This is a genomic window from Streptomyces sp. NBC_01433, assembly GCF_026340105.1.
Taxonomy (GTDB): Bacteria; Actinomycetota; Actinomycetes; order Streptomycetales; family Streptomycetaceae; genus Streptomyces.
In genome coordinates this window covers 3441924-3457983 of the sequence record NZ_JAPEPM010000001.1, presented here as the reverse complement: position 1 = coordinate 3457983, position 16060 = coordinate 3441924, and the positions used below count along the sequence as shown (strand labels likewise).

The window sequence follows — 16060 nt, the reverse complement described above, 5'->3', positions numbered from 1 at the left end:
TTGGATACCGCAGACCCAGGCGATTCAGCCCGAACAGCCTCGCCACCCGCGTCGCGGAAGCGCGACCCCGGGGCAGCCCCAGGGCCAAACTCCAAAGGCATGGAGCCGCCCCGGCGGTCGAGTTGGTGTGCGCTGCTCCGGTGGAACCTCGACTCCAGAACCGTCGTCCGGGCCTCACAAGGTCACCCGAGCCGACTTCTTCACGGCGTAGCAGCAGAGCTGGCTGCCGTACAGGTCGAGCGCGTCGTCGGGATCCTCGTCGTAGTGGAGGGCGACTTCCTCCCACTGATTCCATCCGTAGAGCCGTGCGAACTCCCGGTCGCCGTTGGTGCGCGGAGGGTCGGCTGCCGACTCCTGGTCGCGCCGCTGCAGCCATGCCTGCCATGCCCCGTTACCCGAGGGTCCAGCCGCACGGGCGTGCGCGGCTTCTCCGGGATGCTCCGCCGCGCCGTGGGGCGGCCGGGCGCGCAGGCGGGCCGCGATGAGTGCGGCAGGGCGGGCCGGCCGCCAGTCGATCCACCAGGCGGTCAGCTCGGCGGCGATGTCGTGGACGTCCAGGCCCTGGTCGATCAGCGGCCGCAGGGCGAACGCCAGTCGGCGCAGCCCTTCTCTCTGGGTCCATCCGACCAAGGGCCGCACGGTCCGGGCGACATGGATGTCCTGGGCGACCCGTTGCGGACTCCGGGGCTCCCGTACCCGCCGTGGTTCGTTACTGGTTGACGAGGACGGGTATGCGGTTGTGCGCGGCGCGCGCTTGCGCGCAGTGTCTTTCAACCCCCCACCTGCATAAGCCTTACGCACGTTGGGGTAATGACCAAGAGATTGGGGTGCACGCCCCGGGCAACGGGCCTTGGACGAAGCCGAGTTATCCACAGGGTGTGGCTGCTCCTGGGCTGCCGCGATTGCTCTCTTCCGGCCCTGCTCGGTGACGCCGGTGACCCGGGCGGTGAAGCCCTCACCGTCCAGCCGGTGACCGTGTGCCTCGTCGTAGGAGGCCGGGACGGTAGCCGCGTAGATCGTGGCCGTACCGGCGTAAGGCCGTCCGGGCAGTTTCAGGTTGGTGCGGGACCCGTGCCGCACCCATGCCAGCGCACCGAGCTCCCGCAGGGCGCGAACATGCCGCTTCACCGTGGCGGTGGAGATTCCACAGCGGCCGGCAGTGCCGGTCAGGTCGTACAGCACCGTCCCGGCCACGTAGTCCATGCGAGCGGCCAGATCCTGCGCAATGCGCAGGGTTGTCTCACCGGCGCGCGGGTGGAGGTGGGCCTCGACGAGCCAGACGACAGCGCGCAGCCACGCCTGCGGCTGGGCATGGCGGCCGCCCGTCGCAGCGACTTCCTGCAGCGGGCGCGGGACAGGTTTCCAGTCCTGATTCGGGCATAGCGAAGAGGCGCGGCACTCGGCCGCGCCGGAAGAACGGCGCATCACAGTCCGGAGTGAAGGCGGGACCACGGCACAGCGGCCGGCCCGCGGTATGGCTTACGGCAGAACGGTCAGCAGCCCGACGTCGGCGGGCAGGGGTGATCCGTGCCTCAAACCGGGGCGATAGATAGTGACCGCGGGCAGGCCAGCCCTACGATGCATGCGGGATCCCTCTCGTTGCTACTGGGCGGATTCCTTGGTCAACGGGCTGCGATCCCGTTGGTCCTCACGGCCGGGGCGGCTCCAACACCGCCCTGGCCGTTTCTATTCGGCGGGTGTACTGCCGCTCTTCTTCGGCGGCCGCTTGTCACCCCTGAGCCCCTTACCGATCTGCTGCGCGCGGGCAGGGGTCACCTGGCCGATGATGTTCGCGATCTCCGGCCACGTCTTGCCCTCGTCATCACGAAGGGCGCGGACACGGCGCTGCCGCAACTCGCGCAGGCGTGCGTGAAACTGGGGCCACTCCCGCAGCACGTCCGAGACAGCGGCCGTGCATGCCGCGTCGTCGCTCATGGCCTCCAGCGCCGCGATGGCTTCCTTCAACCTCGTCACCTCCTCGGCTTGTTGATCCATGTCGCCCTCTCCTCCTTCTACGGGAGCGCGACCCAGCAACGCAAACCCTAGGGCTTGCGTTGCCGCAAGGCAAGCCCTAGGGTTTCGGTTGTGGGTCCGGCTCTCTCGGCCTCACACCCAATGGAACGGCCCCGGCCGGAGTTCGCACCTCCGGCCGGGGCCAGCCATCCGCCCTGCATCACCAGGAGGAATGACTGTGACCGATCGTATCCGCGGCTCTGCCGTACCGGCAGCCCGCGCCGAGCTCGACGAAACGCTGCGCCGCATCCTCGCTACCCCGAGCCTGGCCGCGCAGCTGCTCCTCGCGGCCGCCGACCAGCTCACCACGAGCCGCCCCGAGCAGACGCTGACGATCAGCGGGTGGGGACGCACCCTCGCCCGCGCCGACCAGCGGGTGCTCAGCGGCTACCCGCAGTCCATCGCCCAGCACGCCGCCCGCCGCGCCATGCGCGCCCTGGACGCCGAGATGTGGGCCACCGCCCGCACCCGGGGCGAGTGGGCCATCTGCCTCCGCGCCGCGGCGAAGACCGTCTGATGGCCGGCCCCGAGCTCACCGAGCCGATGCGCGGCCTCCTGGCCGCCATCGCCGAAGCCCTGAACGTGCCTCTGCCCGGCCACGCCGACGCGGACGAGCAGGCGTACAACCGGCTCCTGGCCAAGCGCGCGGACCTCGCCCAGATCGCGACCAGCAGCGTCCTCCGGTTCGACGACACGCTGGCAGCCGCCGCCTGGCTCCGCGCGGAATGCGCGGACACACCGGTCACCTACACGGTGTACCGCCCCCGGACCGCAGAGCAGCAGCCGTCGGCGGGTGCGTGATGGCGAAGAAGCTCAAGCCCTCGGTCACGCCCGAGCGTCAGCCGGACAGCGTCATCGCGTCGCCCGCGACCGTCGCCGCCTGCCGCGCCGACTACGTACGTGGTGCCGACGCCCGCGCCGCCATGGCCAAACAGGCCGCCCGCGCCCGTCGTAGCTGACCATCCGACCGGCCGGGCCCACGACGCGGCCCGGCCCCTCGCCTGCTCCCAAGGAGCACTGTGCCAACCCACCCGCTCATCACCTGGGCGGTCGACCACCCCTGGCCGACCGCCAGCATCACCGCAGCCTCCGTCGCCATCCTCGGCGGCACCCTGTGGGGCATCGCCCGCATGGTCCGGTCGTGGACGTGGCCGCCGCTGCCCGTCCTCGTTGCCGGGGCCGGCGCCCTCGTCTGCACCGCCTACTCCGGAGACACGAGCTGGCGGTTCGCCGGGGAGCGCCTCGGCATGGCCGACAGCACAGAGCGCGCCCTGATGTTCGGCGCCGGGGAGCTCGCGCTCCTCGCCTGCGCCGTCATGGCCCGAGCCAACAAGGCCGCCACCGCGACCAAGGCCGCGGCGGGCTCCGCCGGTGTGCCCGGCGTCCTCGTCTGGGTCATCACCGGCGTCCAGGTCATCCCCTGCTACGCCACGTCCGGCATCGTGGGCGGCACCGTCCGCGCCGTCATCGGACCGGTCCTCGCCGGGCTGCTCTGGCACCTGGCCATGGGCCTGGAGATCCGCGTGGCCCGGCCCGATTCCCTGTCCACCGGCCTGCCCGCGATCATCGGTCGCGAGCTCCGCGAACGCCTGCTCTCGTACCTCGGGCTGGCGACGCGCGACCGTACCGCGGAGCAGATCACCCGCGACCGGGCCACCGCCCGCGCCGTACGCCTCGCCGCTGTCCTTGAGCTGCGCCCCAGCGGATGGCTGTCCGGGTACCGGCGTCGCAGCCTGGCCGCCGCCGTCGCCCGGTCCGGGGCCGGAACGAACGGCGAGCAGCGCCACCGTCTCCTCCAGCTCCTTGCGGCCCGCCGTACGTCCGGACAGCTCGCGACCGTACCCCTGGCCTCACCGTGGGCGGGTACCCCTGTACCCGAGATGCCGTACCCGCGTACCCCGCTCGGGGTGACGGGGGCGCAGCTCCGCACCATGGACCCGCTGGCCGTCGTCCATCTGGTCCGCGACGCGCACCCGGAGGACACCCCGGCCGAGGTCGCGGCCCTGTGCACGGAGTACGGGGTACCCGTCTCCGAGACGCAGGTTCGGGTAGCTCTCCGAGCGGGCAACTCCGTTGCTCCGGCGCTGACCAGGCTCGTACCCGACCCGCCCGAGGTTGTACCCGCGGACGTCCGGCTGCTGCCCGTCACCTGCCACCAGGCCGCCCCCCGCCCTACGCCCGTACTCGCGGCCGCAGGTACCCGTACCCGCACCGTCGTCCACGCCGAGGTACCCGTACCCGAGGACCCCGACGAGGACGTACCCGAGGGCGACCGCGACGTACCCGACCCCGACCCGCTCATCGAGCAGGTACGCGTCGACCACGGCACGCAGGTACCCGGCATCAAACCGCTTCGGCGGCAGTACGGCATCGGCCAGGCCCGCGCCCAGCGCATCCGCGACGCCCTCGGAGGAACCGCATGAACACCACCCCCGACGACGGCGAGCACCGGGTCAAGGAATGGCTCCGCCGCAAGATCGACGGCCCGCCGGTCGAGGAGCAGCCCCCGCTCATCGAGGTCCACGTCATCCCCACCCCGGACCCTGCGGACGACGAGGACGAGCCGGAGGACGACGCCTACGACGAACCGGAACCCAAGCGCCCCTGGTGGTACGTGCTGCCCGGACCCTTCGGCCGCCCCGCGCCGGAGGCCGCCGCCCCGCAGAGCACCGTCGCGACCGCGCCCGGCATCCACGTCACCGTTCACCAGCCTCCGCCCCCCGGCCCGCCACCCTGGCTCGCCGCGGACCCGGCCGCCGAGCGGGCCGCCGAGAAGCGGCACCGCCGCCGTATCTGGGTCGCCTACCACGCAGGAGCCGCCGGAGTGGGCTGGTACACCGGCCTCGCCGGCCTCATGCGCGACCTCCTCGACGACGTAGGACCCGCCGCACCCGCCGTCGGCATCGCCATGGGACTGGTCACCCACATCGTCGCCAGCTACCTCCCCGGCCTGCCCTACATGCCACCCGCGCTGCGCCCCGTCGTCATCTGGGCCGCCCGCATCCCCGTCTGCACCGCTGCCCTCGCCCTCGCGCTCCACGCGCCCGGCGCCCTCTAGGAGTCGACCGTCATGTATCTCGCAGCACCCGGCAGCACCAGCAGTGTCTTCGGCTTCCTCGGCTCCGGCGGCCTCGCGCTCTGCCTCACCGCCCTGCTCGTCTTCGGCATCATCGGCAAGGGCAGCGTCAAGCTCACCACCTTCAAGGCCGGCCTCGTCGCGCTCGCCACCGGATCCGCCTACAGCGCCGCCGGGAAAATCTGGGCCAACCCGCAACAGGTAGTCGAGCAGGGGTGGACCGGCCTCGGAGTCGGCGGCGGTCCCGGCCCCTTCGGAGAGGTCGGCATCGGCGCCGCCTGCCTGCTCCTCCTCATCCTCATGCTCGTGGCCCCGCTCAACCCCGTACGGGCCGCCATCCTCTGCCTCATCGCCTCGTTCACCTGGCCCAATGCCGGGACAGGAAGTGTCTGGGACACCCCCGGACAGCTCCTCGCCGCCCTCTTCCTGATCTTCGGGGCCTGACCCATGGAGACCTGGATCCGCTTCTGGACCGCCCTGTGGATCGGCTCCTCCCGCATCACCTACCGGACCGTCGATTGGCTCTGCAACGCCAAGACGACACCGCTGGCACCGGCCCCGGTGAAGCCCAAGGCGGAGGAACCGACCGGCGAGTCGGACACCGATGCGGGGGAGACCGAAGAGCAGCCCGCCGATACGGGGGAGCAGCCCAAGGCCACGGTGAAGCCCAAGAAGGTGCCGGCGAAGAAGGCCGCCACCAGCGTCGCCGAGGGCTCGGCACTGCTCCGCTGGGTCGGCCTCCTGATCACCGCGGCGGTTGCAAAGGGCCTGCCGTACACCACCACCATCGCCATCGGCCTGACCGCCGCCTGGGTGCTCACCGCCCTCGTCCTCGGCTACGCCGCAACCATGCCGCCCAAGGACGACGAGAAGAAGAAGGAGCAGCCCGCCAAGGACGACTCGAAGCAGCCCGAGGAGGTGCGGCACCCGTCCGGGACCATGACCCGCGACCACGTCGCGCTGCTGCTCCACACCGTCTACACCGAGGGCTCCGGCGTCCACCTCGCAGCCCTCGCCGGACACCTCCATAAGGCCGCATTTATGGGCCACCCGCGGCTCCGTGGGAGACCCGCGACGTGCGCGCCCTGCTCACCCGCCACGAGGTCCGTATCCGCCCCGGCGTACGGGTGCCCCCGGTGGGTGGCCGTGAGGGGGTCCACAAAGAGGACTTCCCTCCCCTTCCCCAACCCCCTTCTGAAGTCCCTGTTGTTGGCGTTGTTGTCCCAGGTCAGAGCAACAACAACAACGGAGGCAACAGCCCGGCCTACTCCTTCAAGGTGGTCGACGACCCCGCCAATCCGTCCCGCGCACGCGTCCACTTCACCGGCCACTGACGGCTGCCCGATCCGCCCGGCCCGACCGGGCGGTGAGGGGAGCCGGACAGCCCGGCCCCACCGAGGAGAACCGCATGGATGACGACGAGATGACCAACGCAGACGTGATGAGCGGCGAGGAGATGCGCGAGTACGACCAGGCCGCCGAGGCACTGCTCGACGCGCGGGACGAAGAACGCTGGGCCGCAGAGGAGGAGGCTGACCGGCCCGGCGATGACGAGCCCTGGGAAGGGCTCGCCGACGGCGAGGAACGCTGACGTGGCAGGCAGCAGGCACTTCCGCAGGGACCAACCCGCCGAGGAAGTACGCACGGAGATCACCGACGAGGCCGCCGCTTCCCGCCGAGCGCAGCGCGACCTCCAGGCCGCCGGGTCGCATCGCGCGGCTGAGTCGATGCGACAGGCCGCCGACGAGGCCCTCGACGAACTCGCCGACCTCAACGCCGGGCGCTGGAAACCCAAGCACGCCTGACCCGAACACCTGGGGCGGCTGACTCACTGCCAGGCGACCGGCCGCCCCAGCCCATCCCTCACGAGACAGGACCCACACCATGGCACTGAAGCAGACGATCAGCATCGACGACCTCGCCAAGCGCAACGCCGCGAGCCAGCAGAAGCGGGCCGCGGAAAAGGCCGGATCCGGCGCCAGCGGCCAGCAGCAGACGGGACGATGACCGACATGACGATCACCACTGCCACCGCCACCCGCGAAGGCACCGACCAGGACAACGCAGACGCTGGGGCGATCTACGCCGCTGCCGACGGGGCCGTCGCCGCCGCCGTCATCGACGGCGTCGGCCACACCCCCGGCACCTCCGCCATCGCGCCCGTCCTCGCAACCGTCGCCGCACGCGTCGCGGCGACCCGAGGCGCCCTCGCCGGACTCATGTCCGCCGCCCAGCTCGTGTCCGATCCCGGCCCCAACGACGACGAGCCCAACGCCGTCGCCGCCGTCGCGGTCACCTACCCCGACGGTGAAACCGTGGTCGCCTGGGTAGGCGACTGCGACGCCTACGGCTGGAACGGCCACACCCTCACCCGCTACACCACCCCGCACACCGTCGGCGAACAGCTCCGGCGTGGTGGCGTCGCGCCCGAGCTGGCCGAGGAGTACGACAACCGGATCAAGACGTCACTGGTGCACGCGGTCGTGGCAACCGTCTCCGAAGCCACCGTCCATGACCCCCTCGTGATCCTGACCAGCGACGGCGTGAGCGACCAGATCACCCCGACCGAACTGGAAGAGCTCGTCCGCACCCACCACGCCGCCCCGCAGGACCTGGCCCACGCACTGGTCACCGCCGCCTCCGAGGACGAGGACGGATACCGCGACGACGCCACCGTGGCCATCCTCCAGGTCAAGGTCAACGCTGCTCAGTAGCTGCCGTTGTCAGTCCCGGCCCGTACCGTGGCCGGCATCTATCCGCGCTGCTGGCTGCTGCGCGGATAGGCCCCGCGAGCCCCGCCCCCCGATGCGACCGGGGACGGGGCTCGCTCTCGTCCCGCGCGTTCTGCCCGGCCCCTGTCGTGGATGGCCTCACCTATGCCGCGCCGCCTGCAGTCGCTACGCCCTGCCTCGCTTCGGCCATGGCCACCGCACCCGCCACCAGCCAATCCGATGTATCTGCCACCAACTCACAACAGGCTGAACACAATCCCCGTGAAACCCTCACGCCACATACACGAGGGCGGCATGATGACCGCTCATCTGTACGCAAGGGGGACGCCATGCGTCGCACGACAACCGCCATTGCCGCCGTCGGCCTGCTATTCGCACTGGCCGCCTGCCAGGACACCATCACCACCGAACCGAGCAAGTCCTCGGCCGCCGAAGCGCCCGCCAAGAGCAGCGCCCCGGCCGCCGAGCCGGAGCCGCCCAAGGCGAAGGTCGCAAAGGTCGGTGACACCATCTCGCTGAAGGGCAACGAGGACGGCGAGAAGGTCGACGCCGTCCTCAAGAAGTGGGTCACCGACGCGAAGCCGGCCGACGACTTCAGCGAACCGCAGCCCGGGACGAAGTGGGTGGCCGCACAGTTCGAGCTCACCAACACCGGGAGCACCCCGTACGCCGACAGTCCGTCGAACGGGGCGCAGGTCGCTGACGGCGACGGGCAGCGCTTTCAGGCAACGTTCGCCGAGATCACCGCTGGGCCGGCCATGACGTCCAGCGCGAAGGTCCCTCCGGGCGAGAAGGCCCTCGGCTGGATTGTCTTTGAGGTGCCGAAGGCTTCGAAGATCAGCACCGTTCAGTTCGCCCTGAACAGCGGATTCGCCGAGCAGACCGGACAGTGGGCCGTCTCCTAACGCCCTGCAGTACCCAACGTCGGGGAGGTGCCAGCGGAGTGGCGGCCCTCCCTCTCACCCCCCAGGGACGGTACTGAATACCGCGTGGGGCGAGACCTGGTACCGTTCTGTTTGGTATTCCCGTGCACAACGCGAGGCAGATTCTCCGTCGGCCACCGACCATCGCAGAGGACTCCATGACTGATAGCGCTCCGATCCTCACGGCCGACGATTTTGTCGAGCAGTTGCTCGCACTCACACAGCGGTACACCGAGACGCAGGCGAAGCTCCGCAGTGTCGAGGATGACGTCAACACGCGCCTGGTCAAGGCGGGGATGCGGCGACGGCAGTGGAAGCAAGAGGAGCGCCGCACCCCCAGCTTGATCTTCGACGCGAAGGCAGATGGCTGCACGGTCGGTCACATCGCCATCATTCTCGACATGACTGAGTCCTACGTACGCCGTGTCCTTCGCGAGTACGTCCGATGCTCCTGGCGTCTCGATCTGTACGACAGTAAGGCCGGGCCCGGATGGCACGTTTGGGAGGCGGGCGAGGACGTGATGCCGGCCGTCGAGGACCCCGCTATTGCGACCGAGCTGGCTAGCCGCATCCTCACCGAAGCTGGCCGGGGACCACAGAAACATCGTGCCCGCCTGTTGATCTGGCGCGGCTCCGACGAACAGTCCGACGAGACTGCCGTCTACACCCACGAGCAGGAGGCCACCGCATGACCGAACGCACCTGTCGGCACCCTCCGGTGGCCTGCGCTGGATAGTGCCCTTGAGCCGGACCGCATTGCTTTGCTGGACATGATCGCGATTTAGCGCAACACTGCTGCCAGCAACACACGTGTGCTCATTCGGACCCCCGGACCATCTGGCCGGGGGTTTTCGCGTGCCCGGAGGAGGGGCTCATGACAACCACCATGTGGCTGACCACCACCCAGGCCGTCGACCACGCCGACCGTTCACGGCAGGCACTGACCGCCGGCGCTGCGCGCATCCGGGCGTCCACTCTTCGGTCCTGGGTCAACCGCGGGCACCTCACGGCCACAGGCATGTCAGAGGACAAGCGGCCCCTCTACCGCCTGGCCGACGTCGCCAAAGCTGAGAAAGCCACCCGCTCCCGCGCGCTGCGCCTCCTCGGCGTGAAGGCACACCCGTGTGGTGTCGCCCCCGACGAACAGGACCCGGCGCCCCGGCCGCCCCTCACCGGGACATAGGGGGCCTGGCCACCGAGTCGTCAGAGGAGGGGGTAGGACATGCCGGTCGCTCCACCATCACGGTGTACCGATCCGGAGTGCCACGCTCTTGCGACCCGGGGATCACGCTGCGATGAACACCAGCCGATCCCCTGGCGCGGCCGGCACGACAAGGCCGCCCGGTACGGCATCACCTCTGGTCAGTGGCGCGCGCTCAAGCGCAAGGTCACGCAGCGGGACAACGGCTGCTGCTACATGTGCGGCCTCGACCAGGACGACCTCGACGTGTCCGACCCTGACGTGCAGCTGCACGAGCTCGACCACATCATCCCGATGTTCGAAGGCGGATCGGCCACATCGCTGGACAACCTGGGACTTGCCTGTACGGCCTGCCACGACACCAAGAGCAAGGTCGAAGCACTCAGAGCCAACGCACGACGCCACACAGCCCGCTGACGCCACACCACGGAGGAACAGGCCAAGGCCCCGCTCACCACCGCACAAGCCCTCTCGCAGTACTACCGAGAGCTCACCCACGGAGGCGTCCCCCACGACACCGCCCACGAGCTGCTGGTCGACGCGGGACGACGGCTGCTCGACGTCGAGGATCTGGTTGTCCTGCGAACGAACTCGGGCGAACTCCTGCGCGTTGACGTCCCCGAGGCGTCCTCGGAGGGGCAGGGGAGTCAAAATCACCAGGTCAAAACCCTGGGGACCCGCCGCGGTTAACTCGGCACACGCGTGCTCAGAATTGTGAAATCGTGTGGGGCCCGGCGCCTCTCCGCCACTCATAGAACCGCAGGTCGCAGGGGGTGACGCATGGGGCGCACCGCGCAACCGGCGGCGCTGAGGCTGCTCTCGGGCCGGGCCGATGGGCGTGATTCGGGGGGCCGGCCGGTCAACCCCGGCCCCGGTTTCCGGCGCATCGCTCCGAACGCGCCGACGTGGCTGTCGAAGGAGGCCGCCGCCGAGTGGCGGCGCGTCGTGCCCGGCCTTCAGCGCCTGGACCTTCTCAAGCCCGAGGACCGGGCGGTCCTCGCCGCGTACTGCGAGACCTGGTCCGTGTTCGTGGCGGCGACCCGGGAGGTCACCAAGGACGGGATCACCAGCCTCGTCGTCTCCACCCGCCCCGACGGTTCGTCCACGGAGCGGACCGTGCCGAACCCGGCTGTGGCCATCGCGCGCAACGCCGGTCGGGAACTGCGCGGCTTCGCGTCGCAGTTCGGTCTGACACCGAGCACGGAGCAGGCCCTGGCGAGAGGGGCCGACGATGGCGAAGAGGACGACAACCCGTTCTGACCCGCCGGTGCCGGAGGCGTTCCAGGACGGGGAGCTTCTTGAACGCCTCAAGCTCTCGCCCGAGGTCGCTTGGTACCTGACGTCGCGCGGTATCCCGCTGCCTGACTGCCCGCCGCTGGTCCAGACGCCGAGCCCCGGTGAGGCGCCCGGCGCGGTGTTCGATCCCGAGCGGGTCGACAAGGTCATCAACGCTTTCTCCAAGTTGCGGCACACGCAGGGGCAGTGGGCGGGACGTCCGCTCGTGCCGGACCCGTGGCAGGTCGCGTACGTCCTGGCCCCGGTGTTCGGCTGGGTGTCCTGGGATCCGGATGCCGACGCGTATGTGCGGGTCGTCCGTGAGCTGTATGTCGACGTGCCCCGGAAGAACGGCAAGTCCACCTTGTCGGGTGGCATCGCGATCTACATGACGTGTGCCGACGGCGAGTCCGGCGCCCAGGTCGTCGCCGCGGCGACCAGCGAGCGGCAGGCCGGGTTCGTGTTCGCGCCGATCAAGCAGCTCGCCGAGCGGGCTCCTGCCCTCAAGGACCGCGTCCAGGCGCTGAAGAAGCGGATCGTTCACAAGCGCACCGGCTCGTACTTCGAGGTGATTGCCTCGGTCGCCGATGCCCAGCACGGTGCGAACCTGCACGCTGCGGTCGTGGACGAGCTCCACATCCACAAGGACCCCGAGCTGGTAGAGACGATCGAGACCGGTACCGGCTCGAGGACGCAGCCGCTGATCATCATCATCACGACGGCGGACTCCGGTAAGCGGGAGACGATCTACGACCGCAAGCGGCGGCGGGTTGAGCAGCTGGCCCGCAGGGTGTTCACCGCTCACACCGTGTACGGGGTGATCTGGGCTGCGGAGGCGAGTGACGATCCGCATGTCGAGGCGACGTGGCGCAAGGCGAACCCCGGTTACGGGATCTCGCCGACCCGGGCGTACATCCGGAGCAAGTCGCAGGAGGCGAAGCAGTCCCCCGCCGACCTGGCGAAGTTCCTCCGGCTGCACCTGGGTCTGCGTACGAAGCAGGACACCCGGTTTCTCACACTGGACGCGTGGGACCGCAACGCGGGCATGGTCGACGAGCAGGCCCTCCAGGGCCGCGACACGTGGGGCGGTCTGGACCTCGCGAGCACGTCCGACCTGTGTGCGCTGTGCTGGCTGTTCCCCGACGACGAGACCGGGCGGCTGGAGGCGCTGTGGCGGTACTGGACGCCGGAGGACAACCTCGAAGCTCTGGACAAGCGGACGGCTGGGGCAGCGTCTGTCTGGGTGCGTGAGGGGTGGCTGACGCTGACGCCCGGCAACGTTGCGGACTACGACTTCATCAAGGAACAGGTCCGCCGGGATCGCGACTTCTTCAAGGTGAAGTCGCTCGGCTATGACCCGTGGAACGCGTCGCAATTGACCAATGACCTGGTGTCCGAGCGGGCCCCGATGGTCAAGGTCCGCCAGGGCTTCCAGACGATAAGCCCCGTCCTGAAAGAGATCCAGCGGCTCACCCTGCAGGGCACCCCGCAGGCGCCGGCGCTGGTGCACGGCGGGAACCCGGTGACCCGGTGGTGCGTGGACAATCTGGCCGTCGCGATGGACCCGGCCGGGAACGTGAAGCCGGACAAGAAGAGCTCTGGCGACAAGATCGACGGCGTGTCCGCCCTGGCCACGGCCATGTCGGAGATCATCGCCCGCCCCCCGCGCCGGAAGTCCCGGTACGCGGACGAGGACGAAATCATGGTCGTGTAGCGGCCGCACATTCTGGGAGGTCGCTTGTGTTCGCATGGCTGGCGTGGCGCAGGCTGGCGGTCCGGCGGCGGGTCGTTGTGAACCTGGCCGACAAGGCGTTCAGCGGCGTCCTGTGGAAGCAGCGCGGGCCCCTGCTCGTGCTGCGCGACGTGCAGCTGCTCGAAGCGGGCCGCGCGCCGCACCCGGTGGACGGGGAGGTCGTCATCGAGCGGACGCGCGTGGAGTTTACCCAGGTCCTCGCCGAGGCAGGTAGCAGCTGATGGCCTTCGTGGTGAGTTCCGGTGAGCTCGCAACCACCGGCGCCGGGGTCACACCCGGGTGGGCGCCGCCCGCGCTGCGGGCCGCGCCGTGGGAGTACGCCGAGATCTGGCGCCGCCAGCCGCAGGTCCGCACGGTGATCGGGTTCCTGTCCAGGAACATCGCCAGCATCGGAATCCACACGTTCCGGCGTCTCTCTGACACCGACCGGGAACGGCTGCAGGATCACCCCTTCGCGCAGATCCTTGCCTCACCGATTGCGCAGCTGACGCAGTTCCGGTTCATCGAGCGCCTCGTCGCGGACATTGCGCTGTACGACGACGCGTACGGGATCAAGGTCAAAGTCGGTAACCGGCAGTGCATCCTGCCTGTCCCGCCGACGCTGATCCACCCGACCGGCGGGAACTGGCTGGCACCGGACCGCTACCAGACCCCGGGCGGGCGGGAGTTCGGGCCGGACGAAGTCGTCCACATCCACGGCTACACCCCGGGCAACCTCGTCTCCGGGTCATCACCGATCGACTCCCTGCGCGATCTGCTGCTGGAAGCCAGGGAGGCGGCGAAGAACCGGGCGGCGATGTGGAAGAGCGGCGCCCGGACAACGGGTGTCCTCGTCCGGCCGGCCGAGGCACCCGACTGGACGCCGGCGGACAAGCGCCGGTTCCGGGAGATGTGGCGCGGCTTCACCGACGGGGGCGGCGCCGAGGGCGGTACGCCGATCCTTGAGGACGGCATGGAGTACAAGGCCGTCGGCTTCAATCCGGAACAGGCGCAGTACATCGAGTCGCGGAAACTCACCCGCGAGGAGGTGTCCGCGGCGTACTACATTCCGCCGCCCCTGATCGGGATTCTCGATCACGCCACGTACTCCAACATCAAGGAGCAGCACGCCCACCTCTATCAGGACACTCTGGGCCCCTGGCTCGTGATGCTGGAGCAGGAGTTCGTCGCGCAGATCCTGCCGGACCTGCCGGGCGACAACACGGGGGTGTACTGCGAGTTCAACATCCAGAGCAAGATGCGCGGGTCCTTCGAGGAACAGGCGGCCGCGGCTTCCACCGCGACCGGCGGACCGTGGATGACACGGAACGAGATGCGCGGCCGGAACAACCTGCCCGCTGTGCCGGGCGGCGACGAACTGATCGTGCCGTTGAACGTGACCGAGGGCGGTCTCGCATCGCCCCGGGACACGGCCCCGAAGCAGCGGCCGCGGCCCCGCACGAAGAGTGCCCGGCCTGCCGGGCTGGATACGGCGGCCGCGGAGCGCGACGCCCTGTCGGTGGCGCTGGTCCGGTGGACGGAGCGCAGGACACAGGGCCTGTTGACGGCCGCCGGAGCGAAGGCGGACGCCCCGATGCCCGATCTGCTCGCGCTGTGGGCCGAAGGGCGGGAGGACCGGCTCGCGCAGCTGACGGCGCTCCTGGCCGATCACGGGTACCGGCTCGCGCAGATCGGTGCCTGGGACGTCCTGGACGAGTGGAACCCGGAAGCCGACGGGTGGTCGGCGGACATGATGCTCGCCTGGGTCCTGGCCGCCGCCGAACACCATGCCGAGCAGCACGACCAGGCGGCGGCCGACGCCATCGGCGCGGTCCAGTCCGCGGGCGGCGACCAGTGGCGCGAGGGCCTGCAGAGCGCGACAGCGGGGTGGGTCACGGCGGCCGCCGTGCGGGCCACCACCGCGTCCACCGAACTGCGGTCCTTCGGCGGTCACGACGCCGCCGGCGCATCCGGCCTGACCCGGAAGATCTGGCGAACGGGCGGCACCAACCCGCGCGCCTCGCACAAGGCGCTGAACGGCGAACAGGTCGATCTGGACGACGTGTTCGGCAACGGGCTGCGCTGGCCGGGCGACGGGTCCGGCGAAACGAAAGAGCTCGTGAACTGCAAATGCAGCCTCGACTACGCGAAGGAGGGATGACCGTGCGCACCAAGGACTTCACCGCACGCGTGAAGGCGGCGGGCACCGCCGACGGCCTGGCCGAGGGGCAGTTCGTCGCGCTCGTCTCGGTGTTCGGCAACGAGGACAGCGTCGGCGACGTGGTCCAGCCCGGAGCCTTCACCGAGACCCTGTCCGACTGGAAGACCAAGGGCGACCCGATCCCGGTGATCTGGGCACACCGGTGGGGTGATCCGTTCGCTCACGTCGGGACCGTGATCAAGGCGACCGAGACCCTCGAAGGTCTGGAGGTCATGGGCCAGATCGCCGACCTGACCGGTGACGACGCGAACCCCACCGCGCAGCAGGTGTACCGGCTGCTGAAGGGCCGCCGCGTCACACAGTTCAGCTTCGCGTACGACGAGCTCGAATCGGCGTGGGTGAAGGACGACGCGCACCGGTGGGGCGGCTACTTCGAGCTCCGCAAGCTCAAGTTGCACGAGGTCGGCCCGTGCCTCGTCGGCGCGAATCAGGAGACGGAACTCCTCGCCGCGAAGGCCGTGGGCCTCGCCCGGGGTGCGAAGGCCGGCCGCGTCCTGTCGCAGGCCAACTACGACTCCCTCGCGAAGGCGCACGAAGCCATCGGCGAGGTACTCGCGGCGGCGACGCCCGAGAAGAGCAGGACACCGGAGGAACCCGGCCGGCCGGGTCCGGCGGCCGACGGCGTGCAGCCGTCCGCCCAGCCGGACACCCCGCCCGCCAAGGGCACGCCCGAGGATGACGAGCTTGAGGCGCGGATCGCCCAGCTCGTGGCCGCTGAGCTCGCGAAGAGCGCACCGGCCGACCCCACCCCCAGCACGACCGACGAGACCACGCCGGACCTCCGCGAAGCGCCCTCCCCCGAGGACGCCGCCAAGGCCGCCGCCGCCTCCTCACGTCTGCGTACCGAGCTCGGGCTCCTGGAGCTCGACCTCTCGCTCACGGAATGA

22 protein-coding genes are annotated in these 16060 nt (G+C 70.0%); 20 read left to right on the top strand and 2 right to left on the bottom strand.

Annotation, left to right across the window (positions count from 1 at the left end; translation table 11 throughout):
* Positions 1 to 174: 174 nt before the first annotated feature.
* Positions 175 to 630 carry a hypothetical protein gene (locus OG413_RS15680; RefSeq protein ID WP_266806082.1) on the bottom strand — a complete coding sequence of 152 codons (456 nt, stop codon included), beginning with the start codon at positions 628 to 630 and terminating at the stop codon, positions 175 to 177.
* Between the two features lie 1056 nt (positions 631 to 1686).
* On the bottom strand, positions 1687 to 1995 hold the full coding sequence (locus OG413_RS15675; RefSeq protein ID WP_266806080.1) for a hypothetical protein: 309 nt from the start codon (positions 1993 to 1995) through the stop codon (positions 1687 to 1689).
* Between the two features lie 190 nt (positions 1996 to 2185).
* Between OG413_RS15675 and OG413_RS15670 the strand changes: the two genes are divergently transcribed.
* From OG413_RS15670 to OG413_RS15575, 20 genes are all read left to right on the top strand, one after another.
* Complete coding sequence (locus OG413_RS15670) at positions 2186 to 2530, top strand: hypothetical protein (protein ID WP_266806078.1); 345 nt, start codon at positions 2186 to 2188, stop codon at positions 2528 to 2530.
* Complete coding sequence (locus tag OG413_RS15665) at positions 2530 to 2814, top strand: hypothetical protein (protein WP_266806076.1); 285 nt, start codon at positions 2530 to 2532, stop codon at positions 2812 to 2814. Before OG413_RS15670 ends, OG413_RS15665 begins: the two co-directional genes overlap by 1 nt.
* Positions 2814 to 2972 (top strand): hypothetical protein, encoded by a 159-nt coding sequence (locus OG413_RS15660; RefSeq protein ID WP_266806074.1) that lies wholly within the window; start codon positions 2814 to 2816, stop codon positions 2970 to 2972. The genes OG413_RS15665 and OG413_RS15660 overlap by 1 nt, the downstream gene beginning before the upstream one ends.
* A 60-nt stretch (positions 2973 to 3032) precedes the next feature.
* Complete coding sequence (locus OG413_RS15655; RefSeq protein WP_266806072.1) at positions 3033 to 4436, top strand: hypothetical protein; 1404 nt, start codon at positions 3033 to 3035, stop codon at positions 4434 to 4436.
* Positions 4433 to 5071 carry a hypothetical protein gene (locus OG413_RS15650; protein WP_266806071.1) on the top strand — a complete coding sequence of 213 codons (639 nt, stop codon included), beginning with the start codon at positions 4433 to 4435 and terminating at the stop codon, positions 5069 to 5071. Before OG413_RS15655 ends, OG413_RS15650 begins: the two co-directional genes overlap by 4 nt.
* Positions 5072 to 5083: 12 nt before the next feature.
* Positions 5084 to 5533: a hypothetical protein gene (locus OG413_RS15645; protein ID WP_266806070.1), complete on the top strand. Its 450-nt coding sequence runs from the start codon at positions 5084 to 5086 to the stop codon at positions 5531 to 5533.
* A 3-nt stretch (positions 5534 to 5536) separates the two neighbouring features.
* The gene (locus OG413_RS15640; protein ID WP_266806068.1) at positions 5537 to 6505 is read left to right on the top strand and encodes a hypothetical protein; all 969 of its coding nucleotides are present in this window, start codon (positions 5537 to 5539) and stop codon (positions 6503 to 6505) included.
* On the top strand, positions 6498 to 6680 hold the full coding sequence (locus tag OG413_RS15635) for a hypothetical protein (protein WP_266806066.1): 183 nt from the start codon (positions 6498 to 6500) through the stop codon (positions 6678 to 6680). The genes OG413_RS15640 and OG413_RS15635 overlap by 8 nt, the downstream gene beginning before the upstream one ends.
* 1 nt (position 6681) lies before the next feature.
* Entirely contained in the window at positions 6682 to 6894 is a 213-nt protein-coding gene (locus OG413_RS15630; RefSeq protein WP_266806064.1) for a hypothetical protein, read from the top strand.
* A gap of 79 nt (positions 6895 to 6973) precedes the next feature.
* Positions 6974 to 7096, top strand: coding sequence for a hypothetical protein (locus tag OG413_RS15625; protein WP_266806063.1), 123 nt, complete (start codon positions 6974 to 6976; stop codon positions 7094 to 7096).
* A 5-nt stretch (positions 7097 to 7101) separates the two neighbouring features.
* A complete protein-coding gene (locus OG413_RS15620) occupies positions 7102 to 7803 on the top strand; it encodes a PP2C family serine/threonine-protein phosphatase (RefSeq protein ID WP_266806061.1) in 702 nt (233 codons plus the stop codon).
* 347 nt (positions 7804 to 8150) lie between these two features.
* Positions 8151 to 8726 carry a DUF4352 domain-containing protein gene (locus OG413_RS15615; RefSeq protein WP_266806059.1) on the top strand — a complete coding sequence of 192 codons (576 nt, stop codon included), beginning with the start codon at positions 8151 to 8153 and terminating at the stop codon, positions 8724 to 8726.
* A 176-nt stretch (positions 8727 to 8902) separates the two neighbouring features.
* A complete protein-coding gene (locus OG413_RS15610) occupies positions 8903 to 9436 on the top strand; it encodes a hypothetical protein (RefSeq protein ID WP_266806057.1) in 534 nt (177 codons plus the stop codon).
* A gap of 182 nt (positions 9437 to 9618) precedes the next feature.
* Entirely contained in the window at positions 9619 to 9927 is a 309-nt protein-coding gene (locus tag OG413_RS15605) for a MerR family transcriptional regulator (RefSeq protein ID WP_266806055.1), read from the top strand.
* Positions 9928 to 9966: 39 nt separating this feature from the next.
* Positions 9967 to 10362, top strand: a complete 396-nt coding sequence (locus OG413_RS15600; protein WP_266806054.1) for an HNH endonuclease — start codon at positions 9967 to 9969, stop codon at positions 10360 to 10362.
* 363 nt (positions 10363 to 10725) lie between these two features.
* Positions 10726 to 11205, top strand: a complete 480-nt coding sequence (locus OG413_RS15595; protein ID WP_266806053.1) for a phage terminase small subunit P27 family — start codon at positions 10726 to 10728, stop codon at positions 11203 to 11205.
* A complete protein-coding gene (locus OG413_RS15590; protein WP_266806051.1) occupies positions 11177 to 12934 on the top strand; it encodes a terminase large subunit in 1758 nt (585 codons plus the stop codon). The genes OG413_RS15595 and OG413_RS15590 overlap by 29 nt, the downstream gene beginning before the upstream one ends.
* Before the next feature lie 26 nt (positions 12935 to 12960).
* Complete coding sequence (locus OG413_RS15585) at positions 12961 to 13194, top strand: hypothetical protein (protein WP_266806049.1); 234 nt, start codon at positions 12961 to 12963, stop codon at positions 13192 to 13194.
* Positions 13194 to 15113 (top strand): phage portal protein, encoded by a 1920-nt coding sequence (locus tag OG413_RS15580; RefSeq protein ID WP_266806047.1) that lies wholly within the window; start codon positions 13194 to 13196, stop codon positions 15111 to 15113. Before OG413_RS15585 ends, OG413_RS15580 begins: the two co-directional genes overlap by 1 nt.
* Positions 15110 to 16060 carry an HK97 family phage prohead protease gene (locus OG413_RS15575; protein ID WP_266806045.1) on the top strand — a complete coding sequence of 317 codons (951 nt, stop codon included), beginning with the start codon at positions 15110 to 15112 and terminating at the stop codon, positions 16058 to 16060. Before OG413_RS15580 ends, OG413_RS15575 begins: the two co-directional genes overlap by 4 nt.

Coding starts and splice junctions, on each gene's coding strand:
- OG413_RS15675 (WP_266806080.1), bottom strand. CDS start 1,995: ATGGATCAACAAGCCGAGGAGGTGACGAGGTTGAAGGAAGCCATCGCG.
- OG413_RS15670 (WP_266806078.1), top strand. CDS start 2,186: ATGACTGTGACCGATCGTATCCGCGGCTCTGCCGTACCGGCAGCCCGC.
- OG413_RS15665 (WP_266806076.1), top strand. CDS start 2,530: ATGGCCGGCCCCGAGCTCACCGAGCCGATGCGCGGCCTCCTGGCCGCC.
- OG413_RS15660 (WP_266806074.1), top strand. CDS start 2,814: ATGGCGAAGAAGCTCAAGCCCTCGGTCACGCCCGAGCGTCAGCCGGAC.
- OG413_RS15650 (WP_266806071.1), top strand. CDS start 4,433: ATGAACACCACCCCCGACGACGGCGAGCACCGGGTCAAGGAATGGCTC.
- OG413_RS15645 (WP_266806070.1), top strand. CDS start 5,084: ATGTATCTCGCAGCACCCGGCAGCACCAGCAGTGTCTTCGGCTTCCTC.
- OG413_RS15640 (WP_266806068.1), top strand. CDS start 5,537: ATGGAGACCTGGATCCGCTTCTGGACCGCCCTGTGGATCGGCTCCTCC.
- OG413_RS15635 (WP_266806066.1), top strand. CDS start 6,498: ATGGATGACGACGAGATGACCAACGCAGACGTGATGAGCGGCGAGGAG.
- OG413_RS15625 (WP_266806063.1), top strand. CDS start 6,974: ATGGCACTGAAGCAGACGATCAGCATCGACGACCTCGCCAAGCGCAAC.
- OG413_RS15620 (WP_266806061.1), top strand. CDS start 7,102: ATGACGATCACCACTGCCACCGCCACCCGCGAAGGCACCGACCAGGAC.
- OG413_RS15615 (WP_266806059.1), top strand. CDS start 8,151: ATGCGTCGCACGACAACCGCCATTGCCGCCGTCGGCCTGCTATTCGCA.
- OG413_RS15610 (WP_266806057.1), top strand. CDS start 8,903: ATGACTGATAGCGCTCCGATCCTCACGGCCGACGATTTTGTCGAGCAG.
- OG413_RS15605 (WP_266806055.1), top strand. CDS start 9,619: ATGACAACCACCATGTGGCTGACCACCACCCAGGCCGTCGACCACGCC.
- OG413_RS15600 (WP_266806054.1), top strand. CDS start 9,967: ATGCCGGTCGCTCCACCATCACGGTGTACCGATCCGGAGTGCCACGCT.
- OG413_RS15595 (WP_266806053.1), top strand. CDS start 10,726: ATGGGGCGCACCGCGCAACCGGCGGCGCTGAGGCTGCTCTCGGGCCGG.
- OG413_RS15590 (WP_266806051.1), top strand. CDS start 11,177: ATGGCGAAGAGGACGACAACCCGTTCTGACCCGCCGGTGCCGGAGGCG.
- OG413_RS15580 (WP_266806047.1), top strand. CDS start 13,194: ATGGCCTTCGTGGTGAGTTCCGGTGAGCTCGCAACCACCGGCGCCGGG.
- OG413_RS15575 (WP_266806045.1), top strand. CDS start 15,110: ATGACCGTGCGCACCAAGGACTTCACCGCACGCGTGAAGGCGGCGGGC.